We start from the raw sequence: 23,710 nt of genomic DNA, 5'->3' as shown, positions 1-23,710 counted from the left end.
CGGAGGATTAATGAACGATACATTTCTTAAAGCGTGCAGGGGTGAAGAGGTGGATTACACTCCGGTCTGGTTTATGCGTCAGGCAGGCAGATACCTTCCCGAATATCAGGCCGTAAGGGAGCAGGTTGATTTTCTTACTCTCTGCAAAACCCCTGAACTTGCCGCAAAGGTAACTCTTCAGCCCGTTGACATATTAGGCGTTGATGCAGCAATACTTTTTTCGGACATACTCATCCCTGTTGAGGCAATGGGGATGCACCTTGAATTCTCGGAAAAAAAGGGGCCTGTTTTGAGCGAACCAGTCAGGACTAAATCCGCTGTTGACAGGCTTGTAGTGCCGGACACTGAAGATTCAATGCCATTTGTTCTGGATACGATAAAGATTCTGAGGAAAGAGCTTGAGAAAAAAGTCCCTCTCATCGGATTTTCCGGGGCTCCATTTACGCTTGCCACATACATGATTGAAGGCGGAAGCTCAAAGAACTTTCTAAATACAAAAAAGATGATGTTTCAGAGCAGGGCAGTATTTGATTATCTGATGAAAAAACTGACAAAGACAGTTATCTCATACCTTTCAAGCCAGATAATTGCAGGCGCTCAGGCGGTCCAGATATTTGACTCATGGGCAGGCATACTTGCGCCTGACGACTATAAAGAATTTGAACTTCCATACGTGAAAAAGATTGTAACCAGCCTCAAGAAGCAGCATCCTGAAACGCCTGTAATCTATTTTGCGAATAACTGCGCCGGAATTATTAAAGAGGTGAAAAAATCTGGCGCTGATGTTATAGGCATTGATTGGAGGATTGATATTGCTGATGCGATAAAGAGGCTCGGCAAAAAAGTGGCTGTTCAGGGCAACATAGACCCGTGCGCGCTTTTTTTACCGGAAGAAGAGATTGGGAAGAAAGTTCAGGACATATTATTAAAGGGGAAAAGCGCAAAAGGGCATATATTCAATCTCGGGCATGGGATACTTCCGGAGACGCCTGTAAAGAATGCCATTGCGGCCGTAGAAGCTGTGCATAAGTACAGCAAAAGGAGGTAACGGTTATGCCATACGCAGCAAAGGACTATTCAAAACTCATAGGGATGGAGGGGTTCAGCGAGACATTGCTAAAGAATCATTTCACGCTCTATCAGGGGTATGTTACTAACACCAATAAAGTGCTGGATACGCTTGACCAGATGCTGAAGGACGGGAAAACCGGCGCCCCTGAATTTGCAGAACTCAAAAGGAGGCTTGGCTGGGAGTTTAACGGAATGAGGCTTCACGAGTATTACTTCGAGAACCTCGGAGGGAAGGGTGGAATTGACAAAGGCGGTAAGCTTGCAAAGAAACTCGCAGAGGGCTTCGGCAGTTATGAGGCGTGGGAAAAAGATTTCAGGGGAACAGGAACGATGAGAGGCATCGGATGGGCTGCTCTCTATCACGACAGCCAGAGCGGAAGGCTGATTAATTTCTGGATAAACGAGCACGATGTATCCCATCCCGCAGGATGCAGTCTAATTCTCATCATGGATGTTTTCGAGCATGCATTCATGCTTGATTACGGACTTAAGAGGGCTGACTATATAGAGGCGTTCTTTAAGAACATTGACTGGAAGGCAGCAGAGGGAAGACTTAAATAAAATAATTACAGTGGGGACAACAATAGAGCATAAGGGAATGAAAATTAAATTGGACGCTTCGGATTTTAAAGAAAGGAAATGCAGAAGAGGGACATGTTATCATAATCAATGAACATAGTCTGCCAGAACAGGAAGGCATACCACGATTATCACATAGAGGAAAAAACAGAGGCCGGCATTGCCCTTTTGGGAACTGAGGTGAAATCCCTGAGGGAAGGGAAGGGGAATCTGAAAGACAGCTATGTTCTTGCAAAGGATAGCGAGCTCTTTCTTATTAATTGTCACATCAGCCCTTACAGCCACGGCAACATCACAAATCATGAACCGCTTAGAACGAGAAAACTGCTCCTGCACAAAAAAGAGATAGAGAGATTAAGGGGGCAGGTGGCGCAAAAAAGTTACTCGCTTATTCCTTTAAAGATATATTTCAAAGGCTCTTTCGCAAAGGTTGAGATAGGGCTTGCAAAGGGCAAGAGACAGTATGAAAAAAGAGATGCTATAAAGAAAAAAGAAGCTGACAGAGAAATAGAAAGGGCGATGAAAAGCAGGTAAAAGTTTGGATAAGATATATATTTTGCATTCTTAATGGAGGGCTTATATGAGAAGACCAAAGTACATAACATTCACTGTAATGGCCGCAGTGCTATGCATATTCTTGTCATCGTATGCGTCAGACACACCACAAACATGGGAAGAGAAGTATAGGGATGAGCCGTATGTATTTCTGCGCTCTGAACGGACAGTTGAACTCAGAAAAGATTTTACCACTTTGACCACGACCCGGTTTGTGGCAAGGATCCAAAAAGATGGTGCAAAAGACATGGGGGAGATATCTGTCGACTACGACAAGAGCAGGGAGGTAGTAAAGGACATACAGGCCTTCACCATAACTCCAGGAGGCGAGAAGCTGCAGTCGCGGGAAATACAGGACTTAGCTTTGAAAAAGGGATATGCTGTTTACAGTGACGAACGGACAAAACTTATTACGATGCCTCATGTGGTGGTGGGAAGTGTAATCGACTGGCAAGTGGCTGTCGAAACCACAAAACCGGTAATTGAAAAGAACTTTTACGACATGATTTCCCTCTCCTCTGCCGTGCCGGTGAAGGTGCAGAAATATACCATGGTCGCACCTAAGGACATGAAACTGCATTTCAAATATATCAATACTGACAGAAAGCCGATTGTTACCTATTCTAAAGATAATGTTATCTATACATGGGAGATATCGGACATTGATAAAATAGAATTTGAAGAGTATATGCCGCCATGGGAAGAGGTATATGAGACTGTGGCAATTTCTACGCTGGATTCGTGGGAAGAGATGTCAATATGGGCATGGAACCTCTTCAGTAAGAACCTGCGCCTATCCGACGAAATGAAGAAGAAGGCAAATGAGATAACCAAGGGCAAGAAATTACTCTCCGATAAGGTACAGGCCATTATCGAATATATACAGGATGATTTTCGCTATGTTGCTATGAACATGGACTTCCACAGCTATGAGCCCCATCCCTCGGACCAGATGTTTTCCAACAAATATGGAGACTGTAAGGATTATACTCTCATGGGGATGGCTATGCTTTCCGAGATAGGCGTAAAAGCATATCCCGTGCTCTTCCCTTCGAGCACGGTCTTCAAAAAAGAAGGACTGCTGCCCATGCCAACCTATTTCAACCATGCCATTATTTTCTTTTAGATAGATGGTAAAAAATATTACTATGACCTTTTGCATAAAGGATACTATTTTTACGAAATTCCAGCTGCCTTGTCTAAAAGGACAGTTTTGGTGGTAAACGAGAAAGGCGGCTTTTTCAGCACTATACCGTTGATGGATGAGTCAGAAGTGGTGACCATTACCGAGGAACATGCCGTGATTCAGGATGATGGAATTGCTATCGTCGAGGCGACTGCATTACTTCCCATGGAACTCTCTATCTCAATTAGGGAAAGGTTTAGGAACATGCCTAACGATGAACAACAGAAATTTTTCGCTACTTTCGAGTCCGCCTTTTCCTCTGGCGGAAAGGTGCTTGAAAGAGAATGGAAAAACCTGAGTACTCCCCATACTAAAATCACTGTGCGACTGAAATATGAGAACTCACACAGGGTTCAGCGCGTTGGAGACATGATGATGTTCGGGATGCCCCAGAGGCCGCGTGGAACACTATTTACAACGCCAAAAAGGAAATATCCTATTGTGTTTACCGACAATGCCAGAAAAGAAAAGCATGTGACCTATTTGATCCCTGACGGGTATGAGATTGTGAATTTGCCCAAGATAGTGGCGCTGAACCATATTTTTGCGAGATACGAACGCACATACCATGTCAATGGAAATACCATATCCGGGATAGAGGTGTATGAATACAAAGAGTCCCGCACTCCAGCGGCGCAATACGAGAAGGTTAAAAAGTTTTACGACGATGTCACGCGAATGACCAATGACCTGATAATGATAAAGAAGAAGGGATAAACCATAACTGCATTATACAGGGACATTACAGCGCAATCATAAGTGTATTCCTTATTTTCCCTGAAGTCAGTCCGGCGTGCAACACACAACAGATAAATGTTATTATAAACGTAGAGTTTGTCCTCGGGGGCGAAAGGGCTCGACGGGGGTTACGAGGCTTAGGTGGCATGTCGTGGCTCCATCACCACGTAAAAAGATGGGAAAAAACACAAAAGCCAACAACGAACTGGCACTTGCTGCTTAATTAAAGCGGCACGCTGCTCCAAGATTGCCTGTGTTTTGGATGCAGCGAAGGCAGCAGGCTGGCCTCAGGTCTTTCTCCTGAACTTGAGGCAAGATAAAGGGAGATGGGGTGATGAAATAGCCCGTTTGCCGGCGGTTCATCATCCGAGATTAAGTAGGCAGAACAAACATGTAGAAACCTGAGAGTAGTGCTTTCGGACGCGGGTTCAATTCCCGCCGCCTCCACCAACAGTTTTAGCATAAAAAGATTGATTTTGTTTATTTGTTTGAATATAGTATACTTACTATAATGACGAAAGAATCCCCTCAAAAACTAATCTCTAAAGTAGTTTCAAGGAAGGTTTTGGAAAAAAACTCCGAGGCGTTGAAGTCTTATGACCATTACAAAAAAACCTCTGATCTTATTGAGAGGGCAGACATAGCGATGGGCAGGAAACCGACTTTTAAGGCGGCGACTGGTTCAACGCTTAATTTTGAAATTAACCAGTATGGAATCGCCTCAACCACAACGTAAAAAGTTTAAGACTACGCAAGATTGGCATGATTATTTTGGTACTGCACAACAAGCAGGGCAACCAATAACTACCAAGGATTTATTTGCGCTTCGTAATGCTTGCTATGAGGAAATTGAAAAGCATCGTGGCCGCCCACTTCTAATTTACGCTACGAAATTTTTGGAGGGTGTGCCGCAGAACGCTCCGAATACGATTGACCTTTCCGATGTAGACGGTTTCACTGATCTTATCAATTCAGTAAAGGGCAGTAAATCCATTGATGTGCTTTTGCATAGTCCTGGCGGGAGACCAGACGCAACGGAGCGTCTTGTTTGTTTATTGCGTGATAAGTTTGAAGAAATAAATTTTCTTATTCCACACTCTGCCTATTCAGCGGCCACGATGTTGGCTTTGTCCGGCAATTCTATTGTTTTGCACTCTAGCGCAATTTTGGGGCCAATTGACCCACAAATAAACGGAGTTCCCGCCCGTTCTATCAAGCGAGGTTTTGAGAAAGCAAAAGAGAGAATTGCCAAAGAAGGCCCCGAGGCTTTGCCCGCATATATCCCGCTCATTGAAAAATACTCGCTTGAGCTATTGGAGCTTTGCGAGGATTCGGAAAAGTTATCAAAAGAGCTTGTTTCAACTTGGCTAAAAAAGTATATGTTTAAGGGTAAAAAAAATGTTGGTAAAAAAATCAAAAAGGCGGTGAGCTACTTTTCCGATTATGATACGCATTTGATGCACTCACGACCTTTGCCTATGGATAAGCTTACCGCCTTTGGTTTGAAAATTGAACTTGCTGACGATACGCTTCAAGATTTGTTATGGGAGTCATATATCTTACTCAATGGATTTTTCAACGTCAGTCCGTTTGTGAAATTGTACGAAAGCGCGCACGGTGTATCGTGGGGCAAGCAATTTCAGCAGATTTTCGTTGGGTCACAACCTCAACAGAAAATCAAACCGCAATAGTAATTTGCATAGCAGCTTCCTTTCCGAAACCCCCAGTCAGAAACCCGCCCGCAATCCCCCCAGACCCCTACTGCGGGCAGGTCAATCACGTCTAAATCCTGCCATCTCAAGAATCTGAAATCCCAGCCACCCTTTACCTTCCATTTTTTTCAACTTCCTCTGTCTGTTATAATAGTTCAACTCAAACCGCACATTGCGATTGTGGAGGGGAAGAAATAAATCTTTATGAAAATTCAGCGCCAGAATCTTATAGTCATAGCAGGCCCAAACGGTGCAGGAAAATCAACAACTGCGCCTTCCTTACTGAAAGGTACGCTTAAGGTTACTGAGTTTGTTAATGCAGACCTAATCGCACAAGGTCTATCCGGATTTCAGCCTGAGGGTGCAGTTTTTCATGCAGGACGCGTAATGCTTGAGCGCATACATTATCTTGCAAAAAAACGTGTTAATTTTGCCTTTGAGACAACATTGGCAAGTCGTACTTTTGCTCCATGGATTGCTGACCTGAGCAAAACAGACTACGACTTTCATCTGGTTTTTCTATGGCTGCCAAATGAGGATTTTGCTATTGCGCGCGTCGCTGAGCGGGTCCGTATGGGCGGGCACAATGTGCCGGAGGAAACTATCAGGCGGCGTTATCATTCTGGCATTCGGAATTTTTTCAAACTCTATCGTCCTTTGGCGGATACATGGTTTTTTTATGACAACTCAGGAGGAGGGAATCCCAAATTGCTGGCTTATGGTGAAAAAGATATAAGTCTGCTTGTAAACAATCCCTCTCTTTGGCATAATATTAAAGAGGCATATGGCAATAAAGGAAAAACATAAAGACAAAATCGCTGAGGCTTTTGCAGACCCTGAAAGGATCACTCAGGCATTGGCTCAAGGTGTTCGTGATGCTTTGTTAAAGCATAAACAGGCCGGCAACCCGATTGTTGTCTGGCGTGATGGGAAAATTGTCTGGATTAAGCCCGAAGAAATTGCAGTACAATAACGAGTTACAACCTTTCTCATATTTCGTTGACCAAATCCTCTCCGCCAAACAAAAAGCCCCAATGCTGACATCTCCAATCTCGAAAAACAAATTAACCAAATGGTTTATAAACTCTATGGCCTCACGCCGGAGGAGATTGCGATTGTCTGCGACTCATAGAGTAGAAGGGAAAGTAGAGATTCAATATATTGAAAGGAGGTCTTGATATTATGAAAAGAGAGTACGATTTTTCAGTGGCAACTCTTAGCGTATCATTGGAACGTTCCGCTCTCACGTCTTAAACTCCGCCCTCTCAAGAATCTGAAATCCCAGCCCCCCCTTACCTTCCATTTTTTTCAACTTCCGCCGTCTGTTATAATAGTTCCGCACTTTATGGAAGAAATTAAAATCAGCAGAATAATCCGCTCAAAAAGAAAAACGATTGCGCTTGTGCTGACACACGATGCAACGCTCGTTATCCGCGCACCGCTCAAAACTCCTTTTGATTATTTGGAAAAGCTGGTTAATGAAAAACGTGTATGGATTAGAGCAAAGTTGCAGGAGATACAGAGCAGGCCTAAGCCAAAAGCTAAGGAATTTGTAAATGGAGAGTCATTCTTTTGTCTCGGAAAGAGCTATAATTTGGAAATTGTGGATAGTATTAGTGTTGATATTGAGCTTAAAGATAATCTGCTTTTATCTCTGGAAAAAGTGCCTTATGCAAGGGATGTTGTGATAAAGTGGTACAAATCAGTCGCGGAAAAGAAGATAAAAGAGCGCTGCGAGTGGTATTCAAGCCTTACCGGATATAAGCCGCTCTCAATCAAAATCACTGGCGCTCAAAGAAGATGGGGCTCAAGCGGCTCAAAGAGAACTGTAAATTTCAGCTGGCGTTTGATAATGGCGCCGCTGGAAATAATTGACTATGTAATTGTGCATGAACTTGTGCATTTGGAACAAAGAGACCACTCAAGATTATTTTGGGATAAAGTAAAAAGCATCATGCCTGATTTTAAAAGAAGGCAAAAGTGGTTGAAGGATAACGAAAGGACTCTGAGTATTTAAAGGAACCCGGAGCGGAAAAATCAGCAAAAGTTCCGGAGAAGCTCTGCTTATTTCCCCTCTCTTAAAGTAAGGTACCCTGAAAATATTATCAGCAGTCCTCCGATAATTGAGCCTTTTCCCGGCAATTCATTCAAAAATATTATGCCGAAGATTATCGCGATAACGGGTTCAAGATACCCAAGCACAGCAGTTCTGCCGGCAGAGACATAGCGAAGGCCTTTAAAGTAGAGAATCGGGGCTATTGTAGAATGAACAATCCCCATTGCCAGAAAACTCCAGAGCGCATTTACCGGAAACTCCCTGACAAAAGGCGCAAGAAAGATTGCAATGACTGCGTTTGAGAAAAAGGCAAGCACTACAGGATTAAAGCTCTGCGTGTAAACTCTGATGAAAATAATGACTGCTGCATAAGCGAATCCCGATACCAGCCCCGCGGTTATTCCGAGAGCATGTCCTTCCTTGAACGAAAATCCGTTAAGCATAATCCACAGGCCTGTTGAAGCTATGACTATTGCAACAATAATCTTTCGTGTTACTTTTTCTCTCAGAAATAATGGGGCAAGAAAAGCAACAATTAGAGGAGCAGTGTAATGAGTGAGCACTGCATTTGCTATCGTTGTATGTTTAAAGGCAAGAAAATAAGAAAACGTATTCAGGAGCCCTGCGACGCCTAATATTGCAGGATATTTAAGCCTCCTGAAATCAGGGATTTCCTTCCTGTAATTTTTGTGTGATAAGATTAAGCCCTGAACAATCAAGGCTGTTATGACCGAATAAAAAATGAGGATGTGTACCTCAACGCCGGAAAGCCTTACGATTATACCAAGACCGCTCCACAGGAATATGGCAAGCAGAATATAAAGAGAAGGCATCATTCTATTCATTGGGAAACAATATCCTCCGTATAAAGCATAGGTAACATTTTAACACATTGCATTTTCTGTCATTGCGAGAACCCGAAGGGTTCGTGGCAATCCGACCTAAAAGGTCGTTGCGAGGGCGTAGCCCGTGGCAATCTCACTTGAGATTCCTCACTTCGTTCGGAATGACACTTCGTGTCAGATTGCTTCGGCTTTGCCTCGCAATGACAACCTTCCATGTCTATTTTTCAGTCCTGCCTGTGATTGACAAACTTTTCCATTTATTTTATGTTTAATAACCATGCGATTGCCGGAGTGGATAAAAGTAAAAAGCCCTATGGGGGGGCATGATACTAAACAGATTTTGAGGAATCACCGCCTTTCAACTGTCTGCGAGGAGGCGCGATGTCCGAACATTGGAGAATGCTTTTCAAAACCTGCGGCGGCTTTCATGATTCTCGGCTCTGCATGCACAAGAAACTGCGGGTTCTGCTCTGTAGAGTCCTCTGCTCCTAAGCCTCTTGATGAAATGGAACCTGAAAGGGTTGCTCTGGCTGCAAAGGATATGGGATTGAAATATGTGGTTGTAACCTCTGTTACACGTGATGACTTGCCTGACGGCGGCGCCAGGCATTTTGCTGAAACAGTAAAGGCAGTAAAAAAACATCTTCCCAAGACAACGGTGGAAGTTCTCACCCCTGATTTTAAAGGTGATTACGATGCACTGAAGACTGTCCTTGATTCTGCGCCCGATGTCTATAATCATAATGTAGAGACTGTGCCAAGGCTTTATCCGCATGTAAGGCCTCAGGCAAATTACGAAAGATCCTTAAATGTGTTGCGAAATGCAAAAAAGATAGCGCTTGATATTAACGCAAAATCAGGGCTGATGGTAGGGCTGGGCGAGACTTTCAATGAGGTCGTCAGCGTATTGAAAGACCTTAAAGATTCCGGCTGTGATACTGTGACAATAGGACAATACCTCAGGCCGGGCAAGCAGAATCTCCCTGTTAAGGAATATGTAAGGCCGGAGATTTTTAATGAATATAAAGAAACAGCCGTTAAAATAGGGTTTAAATATGCGGCATCAGCTCCGCTTGTAAGGAGTTCAATGAATGCGGAGGAGATGCATACAGCAGTTATGAGTTATAAGTGAAGAGTTAAGAGTTTTAAAACTTTTAATTTTTAACTTTAAACTTTCAAATTTTAACTTTTTGGAGGAATTAAATGTTTGAGTTTAACAGGATAAAGAGGCTTCCGCCTTATGTGTTTGCCATAGTCAACGGCCTAAAGATGGAGGCAAGAAAACGCGGGGATGATATAATTGACCTTGGCATGGGAAATCCTGACATGCCTGCCCCAAAACATGTGATAGACAAGCTCTGCGAGGCAGCGAATAATCCCAAGAACCACAGGTATTCTGCATCAAAGGGAATCACCCAGTTGAGGATGGCGGTATGCGAGTGGTACAAGAGGAGATTTGATGTTGACTTAGACCCTGAAAGCGAGACAGTTGTAACTATCGGGTCAAAGGAAGGGCTTTCGCACCTTGCCCTTGCAACCATACAGCCCGGAGATGTTGTTATGACGCCTGCGCCTGCATATCCGATACATCCTTACAGTGTGATAATTGCAGGCGGTGAGGTTATAAGCATTCCGATAGGGCCGGGGATTGATTTTTTTGCAGAAATGGAAAAGGCATTTAAAAAAACATGGCCCAGGCCTAAGATGCTTATAATGAACTTCCCTCACAATCCGACAACAATCGTTGTTGAAGGGCTGGAGTTCTTTAAGAAGGTCGTGGATTTTGCAAAAGAAAACAATATAATAGTTGTTCATGATTTTGCCTATGCAGACCTTGTGTTTGATAATTACAAGGCGCCGAGCTTTTTGCAGGTTCCGGGAGCAAAGGATGTAGGAGTTGAATTTTTCTCTCTTACAAAAAGCTATTCCATGGCAGGATGGAGAGTCGGTTTTTGCGTTGGGAATAAGGATATTGTCGGAGCGCTGATAAAGATAAAGAGTTATCTTGACTACGGGATGTTCCAACCCATACAGATTGCAAGCATTGTTGCTCTGAGAGGGCCTCAGGATTGTGTTGAGGAATTCAGAAAAATATACGAGTCAAGAAGGAATGTATTAATAAAGGGACTAAATCAGGCAGGATGGATTATTGAGCCTCCAAGGGCAACCATGTTTGTATGGGCGAAGATTCCGGAGCAGTTCAGGAAGATGGGTTCACTGGAGTTTGCAAAACTTCTGATTAAAGATGCAGGCGTTGCCGTAGCTCCCGGAATCGGGTTTGGAGAGGGCGGGGACGAGCATGTGAGGTTTGCCCTTGTTGAGAACGAGCACAGGATAAAACAGGCGGCAAAGGGAATCAAGAAGGTGCTTGGCAGATGATTAATGTCGGCATTATAGGATTCGGGACTGTCGGTGCAGGAACGGCTAAGATATTGCTTGAAAACAAAGATGTTATTTCTCAGAGAACCGGTTTTGATATAAACCTGAAAAAAATTGCTGACCTTGACATAAAAAAGAGCAGGGGGATTAAACTGCCGGAAGGAATTCTGACCGCTAATGTTGACGAGATACTTAATGACCCTGAGATTAATATAGTTATTGAACTTATCGGAGGCATACACCCTGCAAAGGAACTTATCCTTAAAGCCATAAGGAATAAAAAGCATGTGGTTACAGCGAATAAAGCGCTTATCGCCACAGAGGGAAATGAAATATTGGCTGAAGCGGAAAAGCATGGTGTTGAGATAGGCTTTGAGGCGTCTGTTGCCGGCGGCATTCCCATTATCAAAATTATAAAAGAGGGACTCGTTGCTAACAGGATACTGGCAGTCTATGGGATAATAAACGGCACTTCAAATTATATTCTCACAAAGATGACGGACGAGGGCCTTGAGTTTTCTGATGCTCTGAAAGAGGCGCAGAGGCTCGGCTATGCGGAAGCTGACCCTGCTTATGATATTGAAGGGATTGACTCGGCTCATAAGCTGGCGATTCTTGCATCGCTGGCGTATAACATACCGCTTTCGTTTAATGACGTTTATAAAGAAGGCATAACCAGAATAACTTCTCAGGACATCGGCTTTGCAGGAGAGTTGGGTTATAAGATAAAACTTCTTGCAATCGCAAAGGCTTCCGACAACAAGGTGGAACTCAGGGTTCATCCCACAATGGTTCCAAGGGATTATCTTATATCAAAGGTTGACGGTGTTTTCAATGCAATTTATGTGCAGGGAGATGCTGTCGGCGACACCCTTTACTATGGAAGGGGCGCAGGTGATATGCCGACAGGCAGCGCAGTTGTAAGCGATGTCGTAGATATTGGAAAGAAGATAGTCAGGAGTCAGGAGTCAGGAGTCAGGAGTAAAAAAGCAGTCCTGATTCCACGCTCTAAGCTAAAGGTTAAGGGCATAGAAGACATTGAGGCAATGTATTATTTCAGGTTCACCGCATTTGACAAGCCGGGCGTTCTCTCAAGCATCTCCGGGGTGCTCGGCAGTTACAACATAAGCATAACCTCTGTTATTCAGAAAGGAAGAAGACTTGGAGAGGCTGTACCCCTCATTGTGCTTACGCATACGGCAAAAGAAAAGGATGTTATCAAGGCGGTAGCTGAAATTGACAGGCTCTCAGTTGTTGCGGACAAAACGCTCTATATAAGAGTTGTGGGGAAAGAAGAATAGGGGCTTACCTTCAGTTTAAAAAACTCCTTGACAAAGCAGATGAAGTCTAATACTATTTGCATTAAGATTATCAGAATTTTAAATGACTGTAAGGAGAAATAGCTTTGGACCTTTTATAAAGTGAATCAAAACAGAAGGAGGGGAAAATTCTATGGGAGACAGGGAAGAAATCAGTAAGCAATTTCTCGGGACTTTCGAATTTCAGGGAATTAAAAGAAGGGACTTTCTGAAATTCTGCGGCGCTACCGCTGCCCTTCTCGGGTTGTCGGAATCATTTATTCCTAAAATTGCAGCAGCTATAGAAAAGGCATCCAAAAGGCCGCCTGTTGTATGGCTTAACTTTGCATCGGATTCAGGCTGCACAGAGGCTCTCATCAAGGCAACATATCCAAATGCCGCTGACCTTGTTCTTGACATCCTGAGCGTTGATTACAACGAGACAATCATGGCTGCCGCAGGAAAACAGGCAGAGGAAATTCTTCAGAACTCAAAAAAGGCCGGTGATTATATTCTCATAGTGGAAGGCGGTGTTCCCACAAAGAAAGGGCATGGCATGATAGCAGGCAAAGAGATGCTTGATATACTTAAGGAATTTTCCGGCCCGGCGGTGGCAATTCTTGCAGTCGGAAGCTGTGCTACATTCGGCGGCGTGCCGGCAGCAAAACCCAATCCATCACAAATTATAGGCGTTACAGAGGCGCTTAAGAAGGTCGGAGTAAAAAAAGCCGTTGTTAACCTTGACCTCTGCCCTGTTAATGTAGAGTATCTTGTGGCGGTAGTTGTGAATTATCTGCTTCTTGGCAAACTTCCTGAGCTTGACAGCTTCGGGCGTCCCAAGATGTTCTATGGCCAGACTATACATGAGAACTGCGAGCGAAGAGCGAATTTTGATGCGGGAAGATTTGTAGAGACATTCGGTTCTAACGAAGAGGCTTTGGGATACTGTTTATATAAGATGGGATGCAAAGGCCCGATGACTTACTCTGCATGCCCTAAGGTTATGTATAACGACAGAATCAGCTGGTGTGTGAAGTCCGGAGGTCCATGCATAGGCTGCGCTGAGCATGGATGGCCTGATAAATTTGCGGGCTTTTATGAACGACTCCCGGATGTAAAGTTGCCCGGCATTCAGGCAACAGCAGATAAGATTGGCGCTGTTGCAGGAGTTGCAACTGCTGTAGGCATAGCGGCCCATGCCATAGCTACAAAATCATCAGGAAGAGGCAAGGGAGAAAAGGAAGGGGGTAATAAATAATGGCGCGTATAACCATAGACCCAGTTACAAGGATAGAAGGGCATTTAAAGATTGATGTTGAGATTGAGGGCGGCAAGGTTAAAGACGCATGGACAAGCGGCACTTTGTTCAGGGGTTTTGAAATAATCCTGAAAGGCAGGGACCCGAGAGACGCCTGGCATCTTACCCAGCGAATCTGCGGAGTATGCCCCACATCGCATGGACACACATCTTCAATGAGCATGGACGATGCTTTTAAGATAAAACCTCCTGACAATGGCAGGATAATAAGAAATATAGTTGAAGGGTGCCAGTTTGTTCACTCGCACATACTCTGGTTTTATCATCTTGCCGCGCTTGATTATGTTGATGTTGTTGCTGCCCTTAAAGCGCAGCCCAAAGAAGCATCGCTTAAAAAGGTGCAGGCAAAACTCAAGTCATTTGTTGAATCAGGACAGCTTGGGCCGTTCGCAAACGGATACTGGGGACACCCCGCGTACAAACTCCCTCCTGATTTAAATTTGCTCGCTGTAGCTCATTATCTTGAGGCTCTGGATATGCAGGCAAAGGCGGCTCAGTTGAGCGCGCTCTTCGGCGGAAGAATGCCTATGACAATGACAAGCCCTCCTGGCGGCTCTACTCATGTCCCTACTGTTGATGATATTGCTAATTATCTTTTCAGGATAAAAGAATTACAGAACTGGATAGACACTGTCTATGTTCCTGATGTGCTTGCAATTGCCCCTTATTATCTTGACTATGCCGGGGTAGGAAAGGGACATGCAAATTTCCTCTCATGGGGAGTCTTTGAGGATGCATCCTTTGATCCCAAGAAGAGGCTTCTGCCGAGAGGGGCTATATTTGCCGAGGACTTTCCGAAAGTCCATGATGCAAAGCCAGAGGATGTGACAGAGCACACCTCACATAGTTGGTATAAAGGCACACAACCTTTAAATCCAAGCATTGGTGAAACAGACCCTGAATATACAGAATACGATCCTAACAAAAAATACACATGGGCAAAGGCGCCAAGATTGAAGAATAAACCAATGGAGGCCGGCGCCCTTGCAAGAATGCTCGTGGCGTATGCATCGGGACAGCCAACAGCGAAAAAACTGATTGACAACACATTGGCTGCAATCGGGCACGCAGGAAAGCCGCAGGTTCTCCTGGGTGTGGTCGGCAGGATTGCGGCCCGTGCGCTTGAATGCAAGATGGTTGCTGATTCCATGTATCAGTGGGGACTTGATATTGTAGAGAATATCAAAAAAGGCAAGGCAGAGGTTTATACGCCGTACGAAATACCTGACAAGGCAAAAGGTATCGGACTATGGGAAGCTCCCAGAGGAGCGCTGGGGCATTGGTTAGATGTTGAAGGGAAGAAGATTAAAAACTACCAGTGCGTTGTGCCTACAACGTGGAACGTTTGCCCGAGGGATGACAAGGGTGTAAGGGGACCGATTGAGGAGGCGCTTGTCGGAACGGCAGTAGTCAATCCTGAGAAACCTCTTGAGGTCTTGAGGGTTGTGCATTCATTTGATCCGTGTCTTGCGTGCACAGTCCACGTGATACATCCCGAATCCAACAGGATAATGCAATTTAAGGTGTCATAGGGAGGAGATATGGCAAATGAACTTAAATATGAATGGAGTTTGGCGTTAAGAGCAGAGCACTGGGTCAGGGTCATTGCAATAGCGGCACTCGTATTCACAGGGTTTTACATCCACTGGCCGTTTATAAGCGGGAGCGCTGAAAGCGCAGTAATGTCTTGGATGAAATTTTTTCATTCTGTTGCTGCATATGCGCTTGTCCTGGGGCTTGTTGTAAGAGTATACCTGGCATTCAACTCTGCATTTGACAGAGACTGGAAAGACTTCAGCATAACTAAAAACCTGAAAGATCTTCCTGATATGCTCGCTTACTATCTCTTCGTAAATGATACGCATAAAGATTACAGGAAGTATAATCCGCTCCAGGCGTTTGCCTATCTCTTAATTGCAGTGCTGATAATCTTCACAACATTTACAGGCGCGGCTCTTTATAAAGGAAATGCATTCGGATTCATCAACGCTCAGGAGAGTTTCAGATGGGTTAATGCAATGCTCGGTGGTGAATCCTACACAAGAATATGGCATTTCCTTTCAATGTGGGTTTTCATCATCTTTCTCGGCGCCCATATGTATATGGGTTTGATATGGTCTGTTGTCCACAAAGACAAGACCTTCAGTTCCATTTTTACAGGCTATAAACTCAAGAAAAAATTCTGATGAATGAAAAGGGTAATATCTATTATAGGAGTGTCATTGCGAGGGACGGAGTCCCGAAGCAATCTCAAGAAAATAGTGGGATTGCTTCGCTTTGCTCGCAATGACAAAAAAGGGTATTCTTGAGCAAAGTGGGGGAGGTGTATCGCCTCCCCCTAAAGTTTTAATTCTTGGCGTGGGGAATATTCTGCTCAGAGATGACGGATTCGGAGTCCATCTAATTCAATCGCTTGAAGAAACCGCATTTCCTCCCAATGTTCAGATACTTGAAGCTGGGACAGTAAGCCACCAGCTTATCCCTGCATTTCGTTCAATTGATTACCTGATTGTAATAGATGTTGTAGAGGCCGGTGACGCGCCGGGATCAATATTCAAGTTTTCTCCAGAGGATATGAGCTTTCATTCAGAACAGAAAATATCACTTCACCAGATAAGCCTCACAGACGTCCTTGATATGGCTGCGCTTACAGGCGCAAAGCCAAAAACAGTGATTATAGCTGTACAGCCGAAAAACATTTTATGGGGGCTTGAACTGTCAGATGAAGTCAGAATGGCAATGCCTAAGGTTAAAGAACTTGTTTTTGATGAACTCAAGAAAATAAAAGCGCTGGGGAATCATTCAAAAATCACAACAGAGCCTTGATTTACGAGCCTGTTTACAGATTATGAAGTAATGCATTAGACTATTTTAACGGGAGAAAAAAATGTGCCTTGCAGTTCCATCTAAAATAATAACGATTCAGGATTTGAATGCCACTGTTGAGGTCTATGGCGCACAACGCAGTGTAAGCCTTCTCCTTATGCCTGATGATGCAAAGATTGGAGACTTTGTCCTGGTGCATGCAGGTTTCGCCATACAGAAAGTGGATGAAGAAGCCGCCGAAGAAGCTCTGAAATATATAAGACAACTTTTAGAGGAAACAGGGGAACCCTCACAGCCCTAAAGTTTTAATTTGAAGTCGACACCTTTATTTTTATAACGCACAGCATAGAACTCGCAAGGCAGGGAGACAGCTAAGGATGAGCCGCGGAACAATTAAAGAGGTTTAACGCCTCAGAGCCAGTCGATACAATTTGGGCAATATTCATGCATTTTGAGCAACTCAAAATCGTTTTCATAAAATAAGCGTATTAGTTCAGACGATTTGCCTTTTAGATTTAAAATCCGGTGATTTATTCGATTAATCAATATAACAGTATTTTCTTCTCTTGGATGCGAAATCAAACTGGCTATTTCCGATAAAGAAGCATTTTGGGGTAAATTTTTAAATGTGCGGATGGACTGTCCTTCTTCTATAAGTTGATGAGGTTCTATTCTGGATAGAATACAGAGATATTGTTCCCTGGGTATCCAGCTGACAGCGTGAAATTTTGATATTTTGTTTGACGCCGATACAAGTGTTTCCATCCATTCCAAAGCTCTCTTGATTGAAATACCTTCGGAAACTTCGTGTTCATAAAATACGTTCATGCGCGTGTTATCGGACTGATTCATTATTCGTACGCCAAAATCATTAACATGACGGAAAATTGGCGAATTATGTTCCAGGATAAAAGTTCCGCATCCAAAATTGCCTATTGTATTTGCATGATGCAAAACAAACTCATAAGTTTGCCTGGCGTCTTCATCGGTTTCACCGGGAAAGCCAAAAAATAAAAAGCAGTGTATCCAAATGCCGGATTCAGTTGCAGTTGCTAAATTTCTAATCATTGTTTCTTTTCTGTAATTATCATCTCCTTTCTTCATCAATTTCAGAACATGTTCTGATCCTGATTCTAATCCTACCTGAAGAGATCGAAATCCGATCTTATAAAGATTTGTGAAATCATCCATGGTAAATGATTTATCGAAGCGAACGTCTCCTGAAAAGGTCCAACCCGTTTCAACATGAGGAGGAAACACTTTACCTAATTGACGAATGATGGAAGGCGGCATTGCTTCATCTCGAAATGAGAATTGTGAAATGTTATATTTTTGTGAAAGATGGTTCACTGTATCTAATACCTTGTTAATTTCATAAACCTTAAAATTATTATCACCATAAACCATTCCATGACGACAAAATTCACATTTGCCCCAGTAACATCCTCTTGATGCGAGAAGTGGAAGGGTAGTCGCAATGGAAAAATAACGCTCAAGGGGCATGTCATCAAAATCAGGAATAGGTATTTCTGCTGGATTTAATGCTCTGCCGGGAGGGGATGAGACAATCGTGTTATCTTCCAAAAATATTATCCCGGAAACTTCTTTGGTAAGAGCAAAGCCGTCTCTGAGATTTGACAATATTTCTTGACACGGTTTTTCTCCTTCATTTATTACGATAATATCGAAATATTTCGTAAACCAGCTCGCTTTCAGGGAGCCTTGCTCAAATATTCTAGTCAAGAAAGTTCCTCCAACAATAATAGGAATGTCCGATCTGGATTTAAGTAATTGCCCGAATAAAAGAACGAAATATAATTGTTCCTGTCCTAGACAGGATAATCCTATAATTTTTGGATTTGCAGGCATAATATTCTTCTCAATTATTTGTTCGGCATAAATGCTGAACACTTCGGGAGGGTTGAGCAGCATTTGTTCTAACGTATTGAAATTAAGATTGCCTCCTTTCAATCGAAAATCATATGGATATAATGCAAAAGCATCAGATATCTTTGAAATAACTTCCAGGTATACCTCAAGAGCTTTTGTGGCGATATAGTATTTTTTTATCAAATCCTCATGATTTAAAGATATTTTTGATTTTTTTAAGTCCCGAAGTGAAAATATATCCCGCCTAAAGTCACCAGCATTCTTCAATACAGCTTCATATCCGTCCTTTTGGGATTGTCTTAAGGGCAGTTTTCTAACTCTTTTAATAAGTATTTCTGCGCATTCATCCGATAGAAGCCATTCAAAAAATAATATATTTACGTCCTGACTGGACACATCAAAACCTTCTCGCTTTAACCATGCAGATAAACTTGGCGGAGCGAGAGGTGGCTGAAAAGGGCTCCATTGAGGAGGAAAAACAAGTAAAAGGTCTGTCATTTTTTGGTTGCCTCACTAAATTACTAACTATCTGTGCCTTGCGGCACAGATAGTTAGTTCTGCTGAATTAACTAACTTGGCTTTTAGCTTCAGGGCTGACACGACGATGAATATTCTTATCGTGCGGCATATTAATTAAGGATTCTTCAGAGCTTAGAACTTCCACGATTTCCTCTGGGCTTAATTCCTTGATAAGCTTGGCTACTTTTAAGTTGAATTCTTTGACTGATGCAGTTTTAGTCATTTGTAATCTCCTCTCTTGAATTATTGGGACAATCCCATCACAGTGAACTGTCCAGTTTATTTTGCCCCGAAATCAAATATCAGGGCGCCTTCAGTTGCAAGCCACCTGTAAATCCTGAATTTTTCCTCCTTTCTCTTATGTCCTGCGGTTAGGGTTTATAAATGGGCTCCCCGAAAGACTTCTATGTTTTGGCACGGCTGACCTCCTAAGAGGGCAGGGTTGAAACTATTGCCCAACCATTGAAAGCCTTGACTTTGATTTTGGGTTATTAGAGTCATAATCGTCTTTTGCCCATCTTGAATTTCCCGCAAGCTTATAAGTTGATTTTTCCCCCTTTTTTATAAAGTCATCCCATTGAACTCTTGCCCTGTAATGCTCATAAAGTCTCAAAAATTCCGCCAGATAAATGGATGCCAGCTCTTTCCCTCCCTTGATTTCAAGAAGGTTTTCATCATTATTGTAATTGGAGTTGCTGCTCATGTTGGCAGAGCCTGTATAAATGGTTGGATTATCGGTTTCAGCATCTATAACAATAAACTTGTGATGAATATAAACGGGATGTTTTCTTTTTCCAAAACCGCTTTTTTCCCACCAGAAACCATCAGGGGCTTCGTCTTTTTTAAAGTAAGAATGCCCGTAAACATCCTTATTATTTTTTGATCTGTGGTAGATTTCAACTCTTGCCACAACATCAGCCCTTTCGCTTGTTCTTTCCGGTTTAGTATCATCAACTTTATTTATCAAGCCAAACATCATTAAGCCTCGGTCAGCAGCTTCAAAAATAACATTCCTAAGTTCAGAGTCAGTAGGACTGAATAGTGAGAAAACTACAGATTTTTTTGCGTTATTAATTGCGTCAATTATTGGAGACATGGCAATTCTTCCCGGTTTTTTCTCGGGTGAAAAATACGCTCGGATTTGCAACCCGTTAAAAGTGATTTCATCCGACCATTCTGCAAGTTTTGCCGTTTCTGCTTTTTTAGGATCATCCTCCAGAATCCTCTTTCTGCCCAGATAATGCCCGGCAAGCTCAGGACAGGCGAAAGTATGCAAGTAGTTGGCTTGTTGCGATAACCCATCGGTAGTGAAATTTGCTGAACCCATCAGCACCTCAGTCGCCTTGTTGCCGGTTAATCTAACTAAAAACTTGTTATGCATTATAGACGTGCGTGTCCGGGGCAGTAATTGCACATGAGCCGTTCCCCCCAGTTTTGAGACAGCATAGCTATTTGTTTTGTCATCACCCTTAGCATTATCGTAAACTAAGGATATAGACTTCGGGTAATCTTCGAATGCCGGTATTATCCAATACTTATCTTCTAAATGATAAATCGCTCCTTCGACAGCATCCGAATTATTTAAAAAGCTTGGGATTACCTGCTCTAAGCCATCGGCAAGCCATTTTAATGCTTTAAGTTTATTAGCACTTGTTACGCCCTTCGGAAATTTTTTTGAAAATGCCTGGGAACTGACAACTGCTCTATTAAAGTATGTCCCCACACCGTTGAATTCATCAGGCAGTAATTTTGTTTTGATTGAACTCTTCGCATTCTCAACTAAGTTTAGGTTGTCCTTGCTGCCAACAACCGGATAAATCGTATACGTATACTCTATTGACCTGTCTTTATGATTGACTCTATTGTCCCACCACATAAATTTTTGGATAGGACTTTTATTGGAGGGAAACTCCCTTCCCTTAACCGGTCCATCGAAACTGATTCTGTTGGGCAGCCAGTTCTCTTTTGCTTTTCCATAACCCGGAGATCTTTTAATTGCAAATCCTAAAAAATCACTTCTGTCTTTTCCTGATTCCCAATTGAAGGCGAGCAGAATCATTTTAGTTCCAATATAAGGTTTGATTTTAACTTTCTCCATACCGTCCTCCATGTTTCTCCCTCATATTTGATATAAGATATCCGTGTTTTCATATAACCAATTAAACCCTATAAGGATAGAAGTTCAGCCATTCTACTTTCGCTTAAATCTTAGTCATCACCTCCCTCATTTTGGATTGGCGACTTAAAAAAGAACCGTCCTTCATTGAGGTGCGAGTACAGGGACGTTGTGCACCGTACCAGTAGTCTCCTTTACGGTCGCCGTAACAGGTCCCGGGGGTTGTGTGGAAACCAAACCGAAGAAATAGGCGCTCTGGCCGCCGCCAGGATGACCACCTGCACATACAGGAGCGCTAAAATTGAAGGTAATCGTGTTGCCTTCCTTCTCCGCCGAAGCAAGGCCGATGCTACCCAGCCCCCCGCTTGTGACGACATAAACTTGGTCGGCCACTCCGTCTCCATCGTAGTCAAGTGTGCTGACCACAGGGCCGAACTCAAGCGTCATTGAGCTAATACAGGGGATATATGTGATACCCATTGCATTCCTTAGATCAATCCTGTACTCATACGCATGAAGGCCGTTGGCCGGAGCGCCAGGTTGACCTGCAAATGTTCTGGACTGTAAAAAATTAGTCCCTCCTGCAGGAATGGGAATAGGGGCAGTGGTGTCAGTCACCGTAACCCTACATGACGGATCAAACACGCAGTTTATGGCCGGAGCGCCCACATTCACAACCTTAAGCGGTGTAACACAGGCTGCGGCAAAGGCCAAACAACAACAGATTAAAACGACGACAATGAGTTTCTTCATCTGACCCTCCTCGTATAATCCTCACCTGTTATTCAGGTTCAAACAATCCTCTCTCCAGAGACAATTCGTCTGATCACATTCTCCTGATGTTGCAGCCCCAAAACAATCAGCATTACCTTCAGCCTTTTGAATAGCTTTAATAAGTTCTGCTTTTTTCATATTACCGGCCTTAACGTCTTTCCCCTTTGCAAGGGCCTTGATTTCTCGTAGTTTCATAATACCTCCTCTTAATTTAATTCTTAAGATTTGTCGGTGATCATCACCCGACCTCCTTCACTTCGGTAAATAAGGAACAAGCTCAAAACCTGATAAAGGAACAGGTATAAGCATATACGGATGTTCATAATCTACTGTATCAAAACTATCCACGCCTATGGACTTTCTATGTCTAAAGTCAGGAAAATCCTCGCTATGAACCGCTGTGGGGTCGAGATAAAACCAGCGGTCGCTCACATAAACTGCTACATATACATGCGTTGCTGTTGGAGGCGCCCCATTTTCTGTATGATGCGCCTCGGCAATTGCAAAACGGAATCTCGGATAAACCATCCTTCCAAGCAATGTGGCAAAGAGATGTGCTTTCGAAAAGCAAGCAGCCCAGACAAGATTCCCATGACTCACATAATATCTGGCATAATCCATGATAGAAGGCCACTCACCCTCCACAGAGGATATGGTGCTATATTCATCATTATTAACCTGAACATTGTCTCTGAGCCAATTCCAGACCAGGCCTATGCGCTCCCAGACTTCTTCTTCAGTTTCAGCCTTTCTCCATGGAAAACCAACATCTATTAAAAGGGCATCTGTATCTGCATTTGCCCTCTCGTAATCCCTGAAAAATATATCACTCCTTAAATCAGCCTTAACGCCGGCCCTTACCCAGAAGTTCCATAACTTATAGTACAGAACATCGCCTTCGTGTTTTGTGGCCATCTTCTTCCATATCGCAGTAGCAACCTTCGGGACTTTTACCATCTCTGCAATCTCTGGATGGACGGCCCATTCGCCGTATTTAATTTTCTTCATGAAAACCTCTTTAGCTCTCTCTATTAATACCACCTTCCTCTGACAGGCGTTCATACCAACCACACCTCACTCTGCTTTAATACTCAGGCTGCTGCCTGATACAAAACCATTTTCATTGATTACGAATAGAGAGGTCTTTGGTTGACCAGCTTTTTCTGATAAAAAGTACACCTTTTCACCTTCGACAAAAAACTCCCCTTCCTCTGCCATAAGTTTATACCATAGCGGCCTATCAAGAGGGTCCCTGGCTTTAATGTTCAATGCCACTTTTTCGCCCCTTCTTGTAATCATCTTGTCCGGGGAAAAGAGTTCAATCTCCGGGATGACACCCTTTTCAGATGGTTTTGGTTTAGAGATAAACAGATTATCTACCTGCTTTGCTATATCAACAATTGATATATTTTGCTTTCCAACACTATGGATACGAACAATCATATTTGCACGGGCAAAGATTGTGGATTGAATAGTTTCCCCAAAACCGGTGTAGGCAACATCTCCCAATTCAATCTTTCGGGATGCAGCCTCCGGAAGTTGAAAGGCCTGATAGTCGCCGGTTAGTTGTTCTAACAATATTTCGTGTGTTCGGCGCCAGGAAACGGATTCTATAACATCTACTCTGATTAATTCTTCTCCCTTACCTTTACCCTTTTGCCACATATAGGTGATGGTTCTTTTATCTTTTTGAATTTCTTCGGGAAGCGCCTTTATTAACGTCCATTCTGGAATTTCTTTTCCTGCCATGAAGAATTTCCAGATAAGTAAAGGTTTACCGACCCCAGCCTGTTCGGCCCATTTTCTAATGTTGTATTGTCTTTCTTCAGGATTATTAGCCATTCGTCA

Annotated in this window: 26 protein-coding genes and 1 other RNA gene; 19 read left to right on the top strand and 8 right to left on the bottom strand. The window is 43.2% G+C overall.

The window, feature by feature from the left end:
- Positions 1 to 10 precede the first annotated feature (10 nt).
- The 11 genes from HY035_01290 to HY035_01240 all read left to right on the top strand — a co-directional run bounded on the left by HY035_01290 (position 11) and on the right by HY035_01240 (position 7,858).
- Entirely contained in the window at positions 11 to 1,048 is a 1,038-nt protein-coding gene (locus HY035_01290) for a uroporphyrinogen decarboxylase (GenBank protein MBI3377023.1), read from the top strand.
- A gap of 5 nt (positions 1,049 to 1,053) precedes the next feature.
- Complete coding sequence (locus tag HY035_01285) at positions 1,054 to 1,632, top strand: superoxide dismutase (GenBank protein MBI3377022.1); 579 nt, start codon at positions 1,054 to 1,056, stop codon at positions 1,630 to 1,632.
- A gap of 108 nt (positions 1,633 to 1,740) precedes the next feature.
- A complete protein-coding gene (gene smpB / locus HY035_01280; protein ID MBI3377021.1) occupies positions 1,741 to 2,184 on the top strand; it encodes an SsrA-binding protein SmpB in 444 nt (147 codons plus the stop codon).
- 46 nt (positions 2,185 to 2,230) lie between these two features.
- Positions 2,231 to 3,331 (top strand): DUF3857 and transglutaminase domain-containing protein, encoded by a 1,101-nt coding sequence (locus tag HY035_01275; protein MBI3377020.1) that lies wholly within the window; start codon positions 2,231 to 2,233, stop codon positions 3,329 to 3,331.
- A gap of 90 nt (positions 3,332 to 3,421) precedes the next feature.
- The gene (locus HY035_01270) at positions 3,422 to 4,108 is read left to right on the top strand and encodes a hypothetical protein (GenBank protein MBI3377019.1); all 687 of its coding nucleotides are present in this window, start codon (positions 3,422 to 3,424) and stop codon (positions 4,106 to 4,108) included.
- A gap of 125 nt (positions 4,109 to 4,233) precedes the next feature.
- Positions 4,234 to 4,579, top strand: a transfer-messenger RNA (tmRNA) gene (gene ssrA, locus HY035_01265).
- Positions 4,580 to 4,640: 61 nt separating this feature from the next.
- Complete coding sequence (locus tag HY035_01260; GenBank protein MBI3377018.1) at positions 4,641 to 4,865, top strand: hypothetical protein; 225 nt, start codon at positions 4,641 to 4,643, stop codon at positions 4,863 to 4,865.
- A complete protein-coding gene (locus HY035_01255) occupies positions 4,840 to 5,820 on the top strand; it encodes a hypothetical protein (protein MBI3377017.1) in 981 nt (326 codons plus the stop codon). The genes HY035_01260 and HY035_01255 overlap by 26 nt, the downstream gene beginning before the upstream one ends.
- A 225-nt stretch (positions 5,821 to 6,045) precedes the next feature.
- Entirely contained in the window at positions 6,046 to 6,648 is a 603-nt protein-coding gene (locus HY035_01250) for an AAA family ATPase (protein ID MBI3377016.1), read from the top strand.
- Positions 6,626 to 6,814, top strand: a complete 189-nt coding sequence (locus HY035_01245) for a hypothetical protein (GenBank protein MBI3377015.1) — start codon at positions 6,626 to 6,628, stop codon at positions 6,812 to 6,814. The genes HY035_01250 and HY035_01245 overlap by 23 nt, the downstream gene beginning before the upstream one ends.
- Positions 6,815 to 7,186: 372 nt before the next feature.
- Positions 7,187 to 7,858, top strand: a complete 672-nt coding sequence (locus HY035_01240; GenBank protein MBI3377014.1) for a M48 family metallopeptidase — start codon at positions 7,187 to 7,189, stop codon at positions 7,856 to 7,858.
- Positions 7,859 to 7,905: 47 nt separating this feature from the next.
- Here the strand turns inward: HY035_01240 and HY035_01235 are convergent, their stop codons facing one another.
- Positions 7,906 to 8,742 carry an EamA family transporter gene (locus HY035_01235; GenBank protein ID MBI3377013.1) on the bottom strand — a complete coding sequence of 279 codons (837 nt, stop codon included), beginning with the start codon at positions 8,740 to 8,742 and terminating at the stop codon, positions 7,906 to 7,908.
- 277 nt (positions 8,743 to 9,019) lie between these two features.
- On the opposite strand from HY035_01235, the gene lipA reads away from it, so the two are divergent.
- From lipA to HY035_01195, 8 genes are all read left to right on the top strand, one after another.
- Positions 9,020 to 9,874, top strand: coding sequence for a lipoyl synthase (gene lipA, locus HY035_01230; protein ID MBI3377012.1), 855 nt, complete (start codon positions 9,020 to 9,022; stop codon positions 9,872 to 9,874).
- A 71-nt stretch (positions 9,875 to 9,945) separates the two neighbouring features.
- Positions 9,946 to 11,121, top strand: coding sequence for an alanine transaminase (gene alaC, locus HY035_01225; protein MBI3377011.1), 1,176 nt, complete (start codon positions 9,946 to 9,948; stop codon positions 11,119 to 11,121).
- Complete coding sequence (locus HY035_01220) at positions 11,118 to 12,422, top strand: homoserine dehydrogenase (protein MBI3377010.1); 1,305 nt, start codon at positions 11,118 to 11,120, stop codon at positions 12,420 to 12,422. Before alaC ends, HY035_01220 begins: the two co-directional genes overlap by 4 nt.
- A gap of 151 nt (positions 12,423 to 12,573) precedes the next feature.
- Positions 12,574 to 13,677 carry a hydrogenase small subunit gene (locus HY035_01215; GenBank protein MBI3377009.1) on the top strand — a complete coding sequence of 368 codons (1,104 nt, stop codon included), beginning with the start codon at positions 12,574 to 12,576 and terminating at the stop codon, positions 13,675 to 13,677.
- Positions 13,677 to 15,269 carry a nickel-dependent hydrogenase large subunit gene (locus HY035_01210; GenBank protein MBI3377008.1) on the top strand — a complete coding sequence of 531 codons (1,593 nt, stop codon included), beginning with the start codon at positions 13,677 to 13,679 and terminating at the stop codon, positions 15,267 to 15,269. The genes HY035_01215 and HY035_01210 overlap by 1 nt, the downstream gene beginning before the upstream one ends.
- Before the next feature lie 9 nt (positions 15,270 to 15,278).
- Positions 15,279 to 15,923: a Ni/Fe-hydrogenase, b-type cytochrome subunit gene (gene cybH / locus HY035_01205; GenBank protein ID MBI3377007.1), complete on the top strand. Its 645-nt coding sequence runs from the start codon at positions 15,279 to 15,281 to the stop codon at positions 15,921 to 15,923.
- Between the two features lie 100 nt (positions 15,924 to 16,023).
- Positions 16,024 to 16,563, top strand: coding sequence for a HyaD/HybD family hydrogenase maturation endopeptidase (locus HY035_01200; protein MBI3377006.1), 540 nt, complete (start codon positions 16,024 to 16,026; stop codon positions 16,561 to 16,563).
- A 61-nt stretch (positions 16,564 to 16,624) separates the two neighbouring features.
- Positions 16,625 to 16,864: a HypC/HybG/HupF family hydrogenase formation chaperone gene (locus tag HY035_01195; GenBank protein ID MBI3377005.1), complete on the top strand. Its 240-nt coding sequence runs from the start codon at positions 16,625 to 16,627 to the stop codon at positions 16,862 to 16,864.
- Between the two features lie 110 nt (positions 16,865 to 16,974).
- On the opposite strand, the gene HY035_01190 is transcribed toward HY035_01195, so the two are convergent.
- From HY035_01190 to HY035_01160, 7 genes are all read right to left on the bottom strand, one after another.
- A complete protein-coding gene (locus HY035_01190) occupies positions 16,975 to 18,951 on the bottom strand; it encodes a radical SAM protein (GenBank protein ID MBI3377004.1) in 1,977 nt (658 codons plus the stop codon).
- A 67-nt stretch (positions 18,952 to 19,018) separates the two neighbouring features.
- Positions 19,019 to 19,195 (bottom strand): hypothetical protein, encoded by a 177-nt coding sequence (locus tag HY035_01185; protein ID MBI3377003.1) that lies wholly within the window; start codon positions 19,193 to 19,195, stop codon positions 19,019 to 19,021.
- A gap of 225 nt (positions 19,196 to 19,420) precedes the next feature.
- Complete coding sequence (locus tag HY035_01180; GenBank protein ID MBI3377002.1) at positions 19,421 to 21,070, bottom strand: phospholipase; 1,650 nt, start codon at positions 21,068 to 21,070, stop codon at positions 19,421 to 19,423.
- Positions 21,071 to 21,232: 162 nt separating this feature from the next.
- Complete coding sequence (locus HY035_01175) at positions 21,233 to 21,841, bottom strand: hypothetical protein (protein MBI3377001.1); 609 nt, start codon at positions 21,839 to 21,841, stop codon at positions 21,233 to 21,235.
- A gap of 21 nt (positions 21,842 to 21,862) precedes the next feature.
- Entirely contained in the window at positions 21,863 to 22,057 is a 195-nt protein-coding gene (locus tag HY035_01170) for an SAP domain-containing protein (GenBank protein ID MBI3377000.1), read from the bottom strand.
- Positions 22,058 to 22,114: 57 nt separating this feature from the next.
- The gene (locus tag HY035_01165; GenBank protein MBI3376999.1) at positions 22,115 to 22,870 is read right to left on the bottom strand and encodes a transglutaminase domain-containing protein; all 756 of its coding nucleotides are present in this window, start codon (positions 22,868 to 22,870) and stop codon (positions 22,115 to 22,117) included.
- Positions 22,871 to 22,936: 66 nt separating this feature from the next.
- Positions 22,937 to 23,704, bottom strand: coding sequence for a hypothetical protein (locus HY035_01160; protein ID MBI3376998.1), 768 nt, complete (start codon positions 23,702 to 23,704; stop codon positions 22,937 to 22,939).
- Positions 23,705 to 23,710 lie beyond the last annotated feature (6 nt).

Source organism: Nitrospirota bacterium (genome assembly GCA_016195565.1).
Classification (GTDB): Bacteria; Nitrospirota; Thermodesulfovibrionia; order Thermodesulfovibrionales; family UBA1546; genus UBA1546.
The sequence above is the reverse complement of the archived record's forward strand: the minus strand, read 5'-3'. Positions and strand labels throughout refer to the sequence as shown.

What these genes read in the sequence shown, in the direction of transcription:
- HY035_01290 (MBI3377023.1), top strand. Translation starts at nt 11, where the DNA reads ATGAACGATACATTTCTTAAAGCGTGCAGGGGTGAAGAGGTGGATTAC.
- HY035_01285 (MBI3377022.1), top strand. Translation starts at nt 1,054, where the DNA reads ATGCCATACGCAGCAAAGGACTATTCAAAACTCATAGGGATGGAGGGG.
- smpB (MBI3377021.1), top strand. Translation starts at nt 1,741, where the DNA reads ATGAACATAGTCTGCCAGAACAGGAAGGCATACCACGATTATCACATA.
- HY035_01275 (MBI3377020.1), top strand. Translation starts at nt 2,231, where the DNA reads ATGAGAAGACCAAAGTACATAACATTCACTGTAATGGCCGCAGTGCTA.
- HY035_01260 (MBI3377018.1), top strand. Translation starts at nt 4,641, where the DNA reads ATGACGAAAGAATCCCCTCAAAAACTAATCTCTAAAGTAGTTTCAAGG.
- HY035_01255 (MBI3377017.1), top strand. Translation starts at nt 4,840, where the DNA reads ATGGAATCGCCTCAACCACAACGTAAAAAGTTTAAGACTACGCAAGAT.
- HY035_01250 (MBI3377016.1), top strand. Translation starts at nt 6,046, where the DNA reads ATGAAAATTCAGCGCCAGAATCTTATAGTCATAGCAGGCCCAAACGGT.
- HY035_01245 (MBI3377015.1), top strand. Translation starts at nt 6,626, where the DNA reads ATGGCAATAAAGGAAAAACATAAAGACAAAATCGCTGAGGCTTTTGCA.
- HY035_01240 (MBI3377014.1), top strand. Translation starts at nt 7,187, where the DNA reads ATGGAAGAAATTAAAATCAGCAGAATAATCCGCTCAAAAAGAAAAACG.
- HY035_01235 (MBI3377013.1), bottom strand. Translation starts at nt 8,742, where the DNA reads ATGAATAGAATGATGCCTTCTCTTTATATTCTGCTTGCCATATTCCTG.
- lipA (MBI3377012.1), top strand. Translation starts at nt 9,020, where the DNA reads ATGCGATTGCCGGAGTGGATAAAAGTAAAAAGCCCTATGGGGGGGCAT.
- alaC (MBI3377011.1), top strand. Translation starts at nt 9,946, where the DNA reads ATGTTTGAGTTTAACAGGATAAAGAGGCTTCCGCCTTATGTGTTTGCC.
- HY035_01220 (MBI3377010.1), top strand. Translation starts at nt 11,118, where the DNA reads ATGATTAATGTCGGCATTATAGGATTCGGGACTGTCGGTGCAGGAACG.
- HY035_01215 (MBI3377009.1), top strand. Translation starts at nt 12,574, where the DNA reads ATGGGAGACAGGGAAGAAATCAGTAAGCAATTTCTCGGGACTTTCGAA.
- HY035_01210 (MBI3377008.1), top strand. Translation starts at nt 13,677, where the DNA reads ATGGCGCGTATAACCATAGACCCAGTTACAAGGATAGAAGGGCATTTA.
- cybH (MBI3377007.1), top strand. Translation starts at nt 15,279, where the DNA reads ATGGCAAATGAACTTAAATATGAATGGAGTTTGGCGTTAAGAGCAGAG.
- HY035_01200 (MBI3377006.1), top strand. Translation starts at nt 16,024, where the DNA reads ATGACAAAAAAGGGTATTCTTGAGCAAAGTGGGGGAGGTGTATCGCCT.
- HY035_01195 (MBI3377005.1), top strand. Translation starts at nt 16,625, where the DNA reads ATGTGCCTTGCAGTTCCATCTAAAATAATAACGATTCAGGATTTGAAT.
- HY035_01190 (MBI3377004.1), bottom strand. Translation starts at nt 18,951, where the DNA reads ATGACAGACCTTTTACTTGTTTTTCCTCCTCAATGGAGCCCTTTTCAG.
- HY035_01185 (MBI3377003.1), bottom strand. Translation starts at nt 19,195, where the DNA reads ATGACTAAAACTGCATCAGTCAAAGAATTCAACTTAAAAGTAGCCAAG.
- HY035_01180 (MBI3377002.1), bottom strand. Translation starts at nt 21,070, where the DNA reads ATGGAGAAAGTTAAAATCAAACCTTATATTGGAACTAAAATGATTCTG.
- HY035_01175 (MBI3377001.1), bottom strand. Translation starts at nt 21,841, where the DNA reads ATGAAGAAACTCATTGTCGTCGTTTTAATCTGTTGTTGTTTGGCCTTT.
- HY035_01170 (MBI3377000.1), bottom strand. Translation starts at nt 22,057, where the DNA reads ATGAAACTACGAGAAATCAAGGCCCTTGCAAAGGGGAAAGACGTTAAG.
- HY035_01165 (MBI3376999.1), bottom strand. Translation starts at nt 22,870, where the DNA reads ATGAAGAAAATTAAATACGGCGAATGGGCCGTCCATCCAGAGATTGCA.
- HY035_01160 (MBI3376998.1), bottom strand. Translation starts at nt 23,704, where the DNA reads ATGGCTAATAATCCTGAAGAAAGACAATACAACATTAGAAAATGGGCC.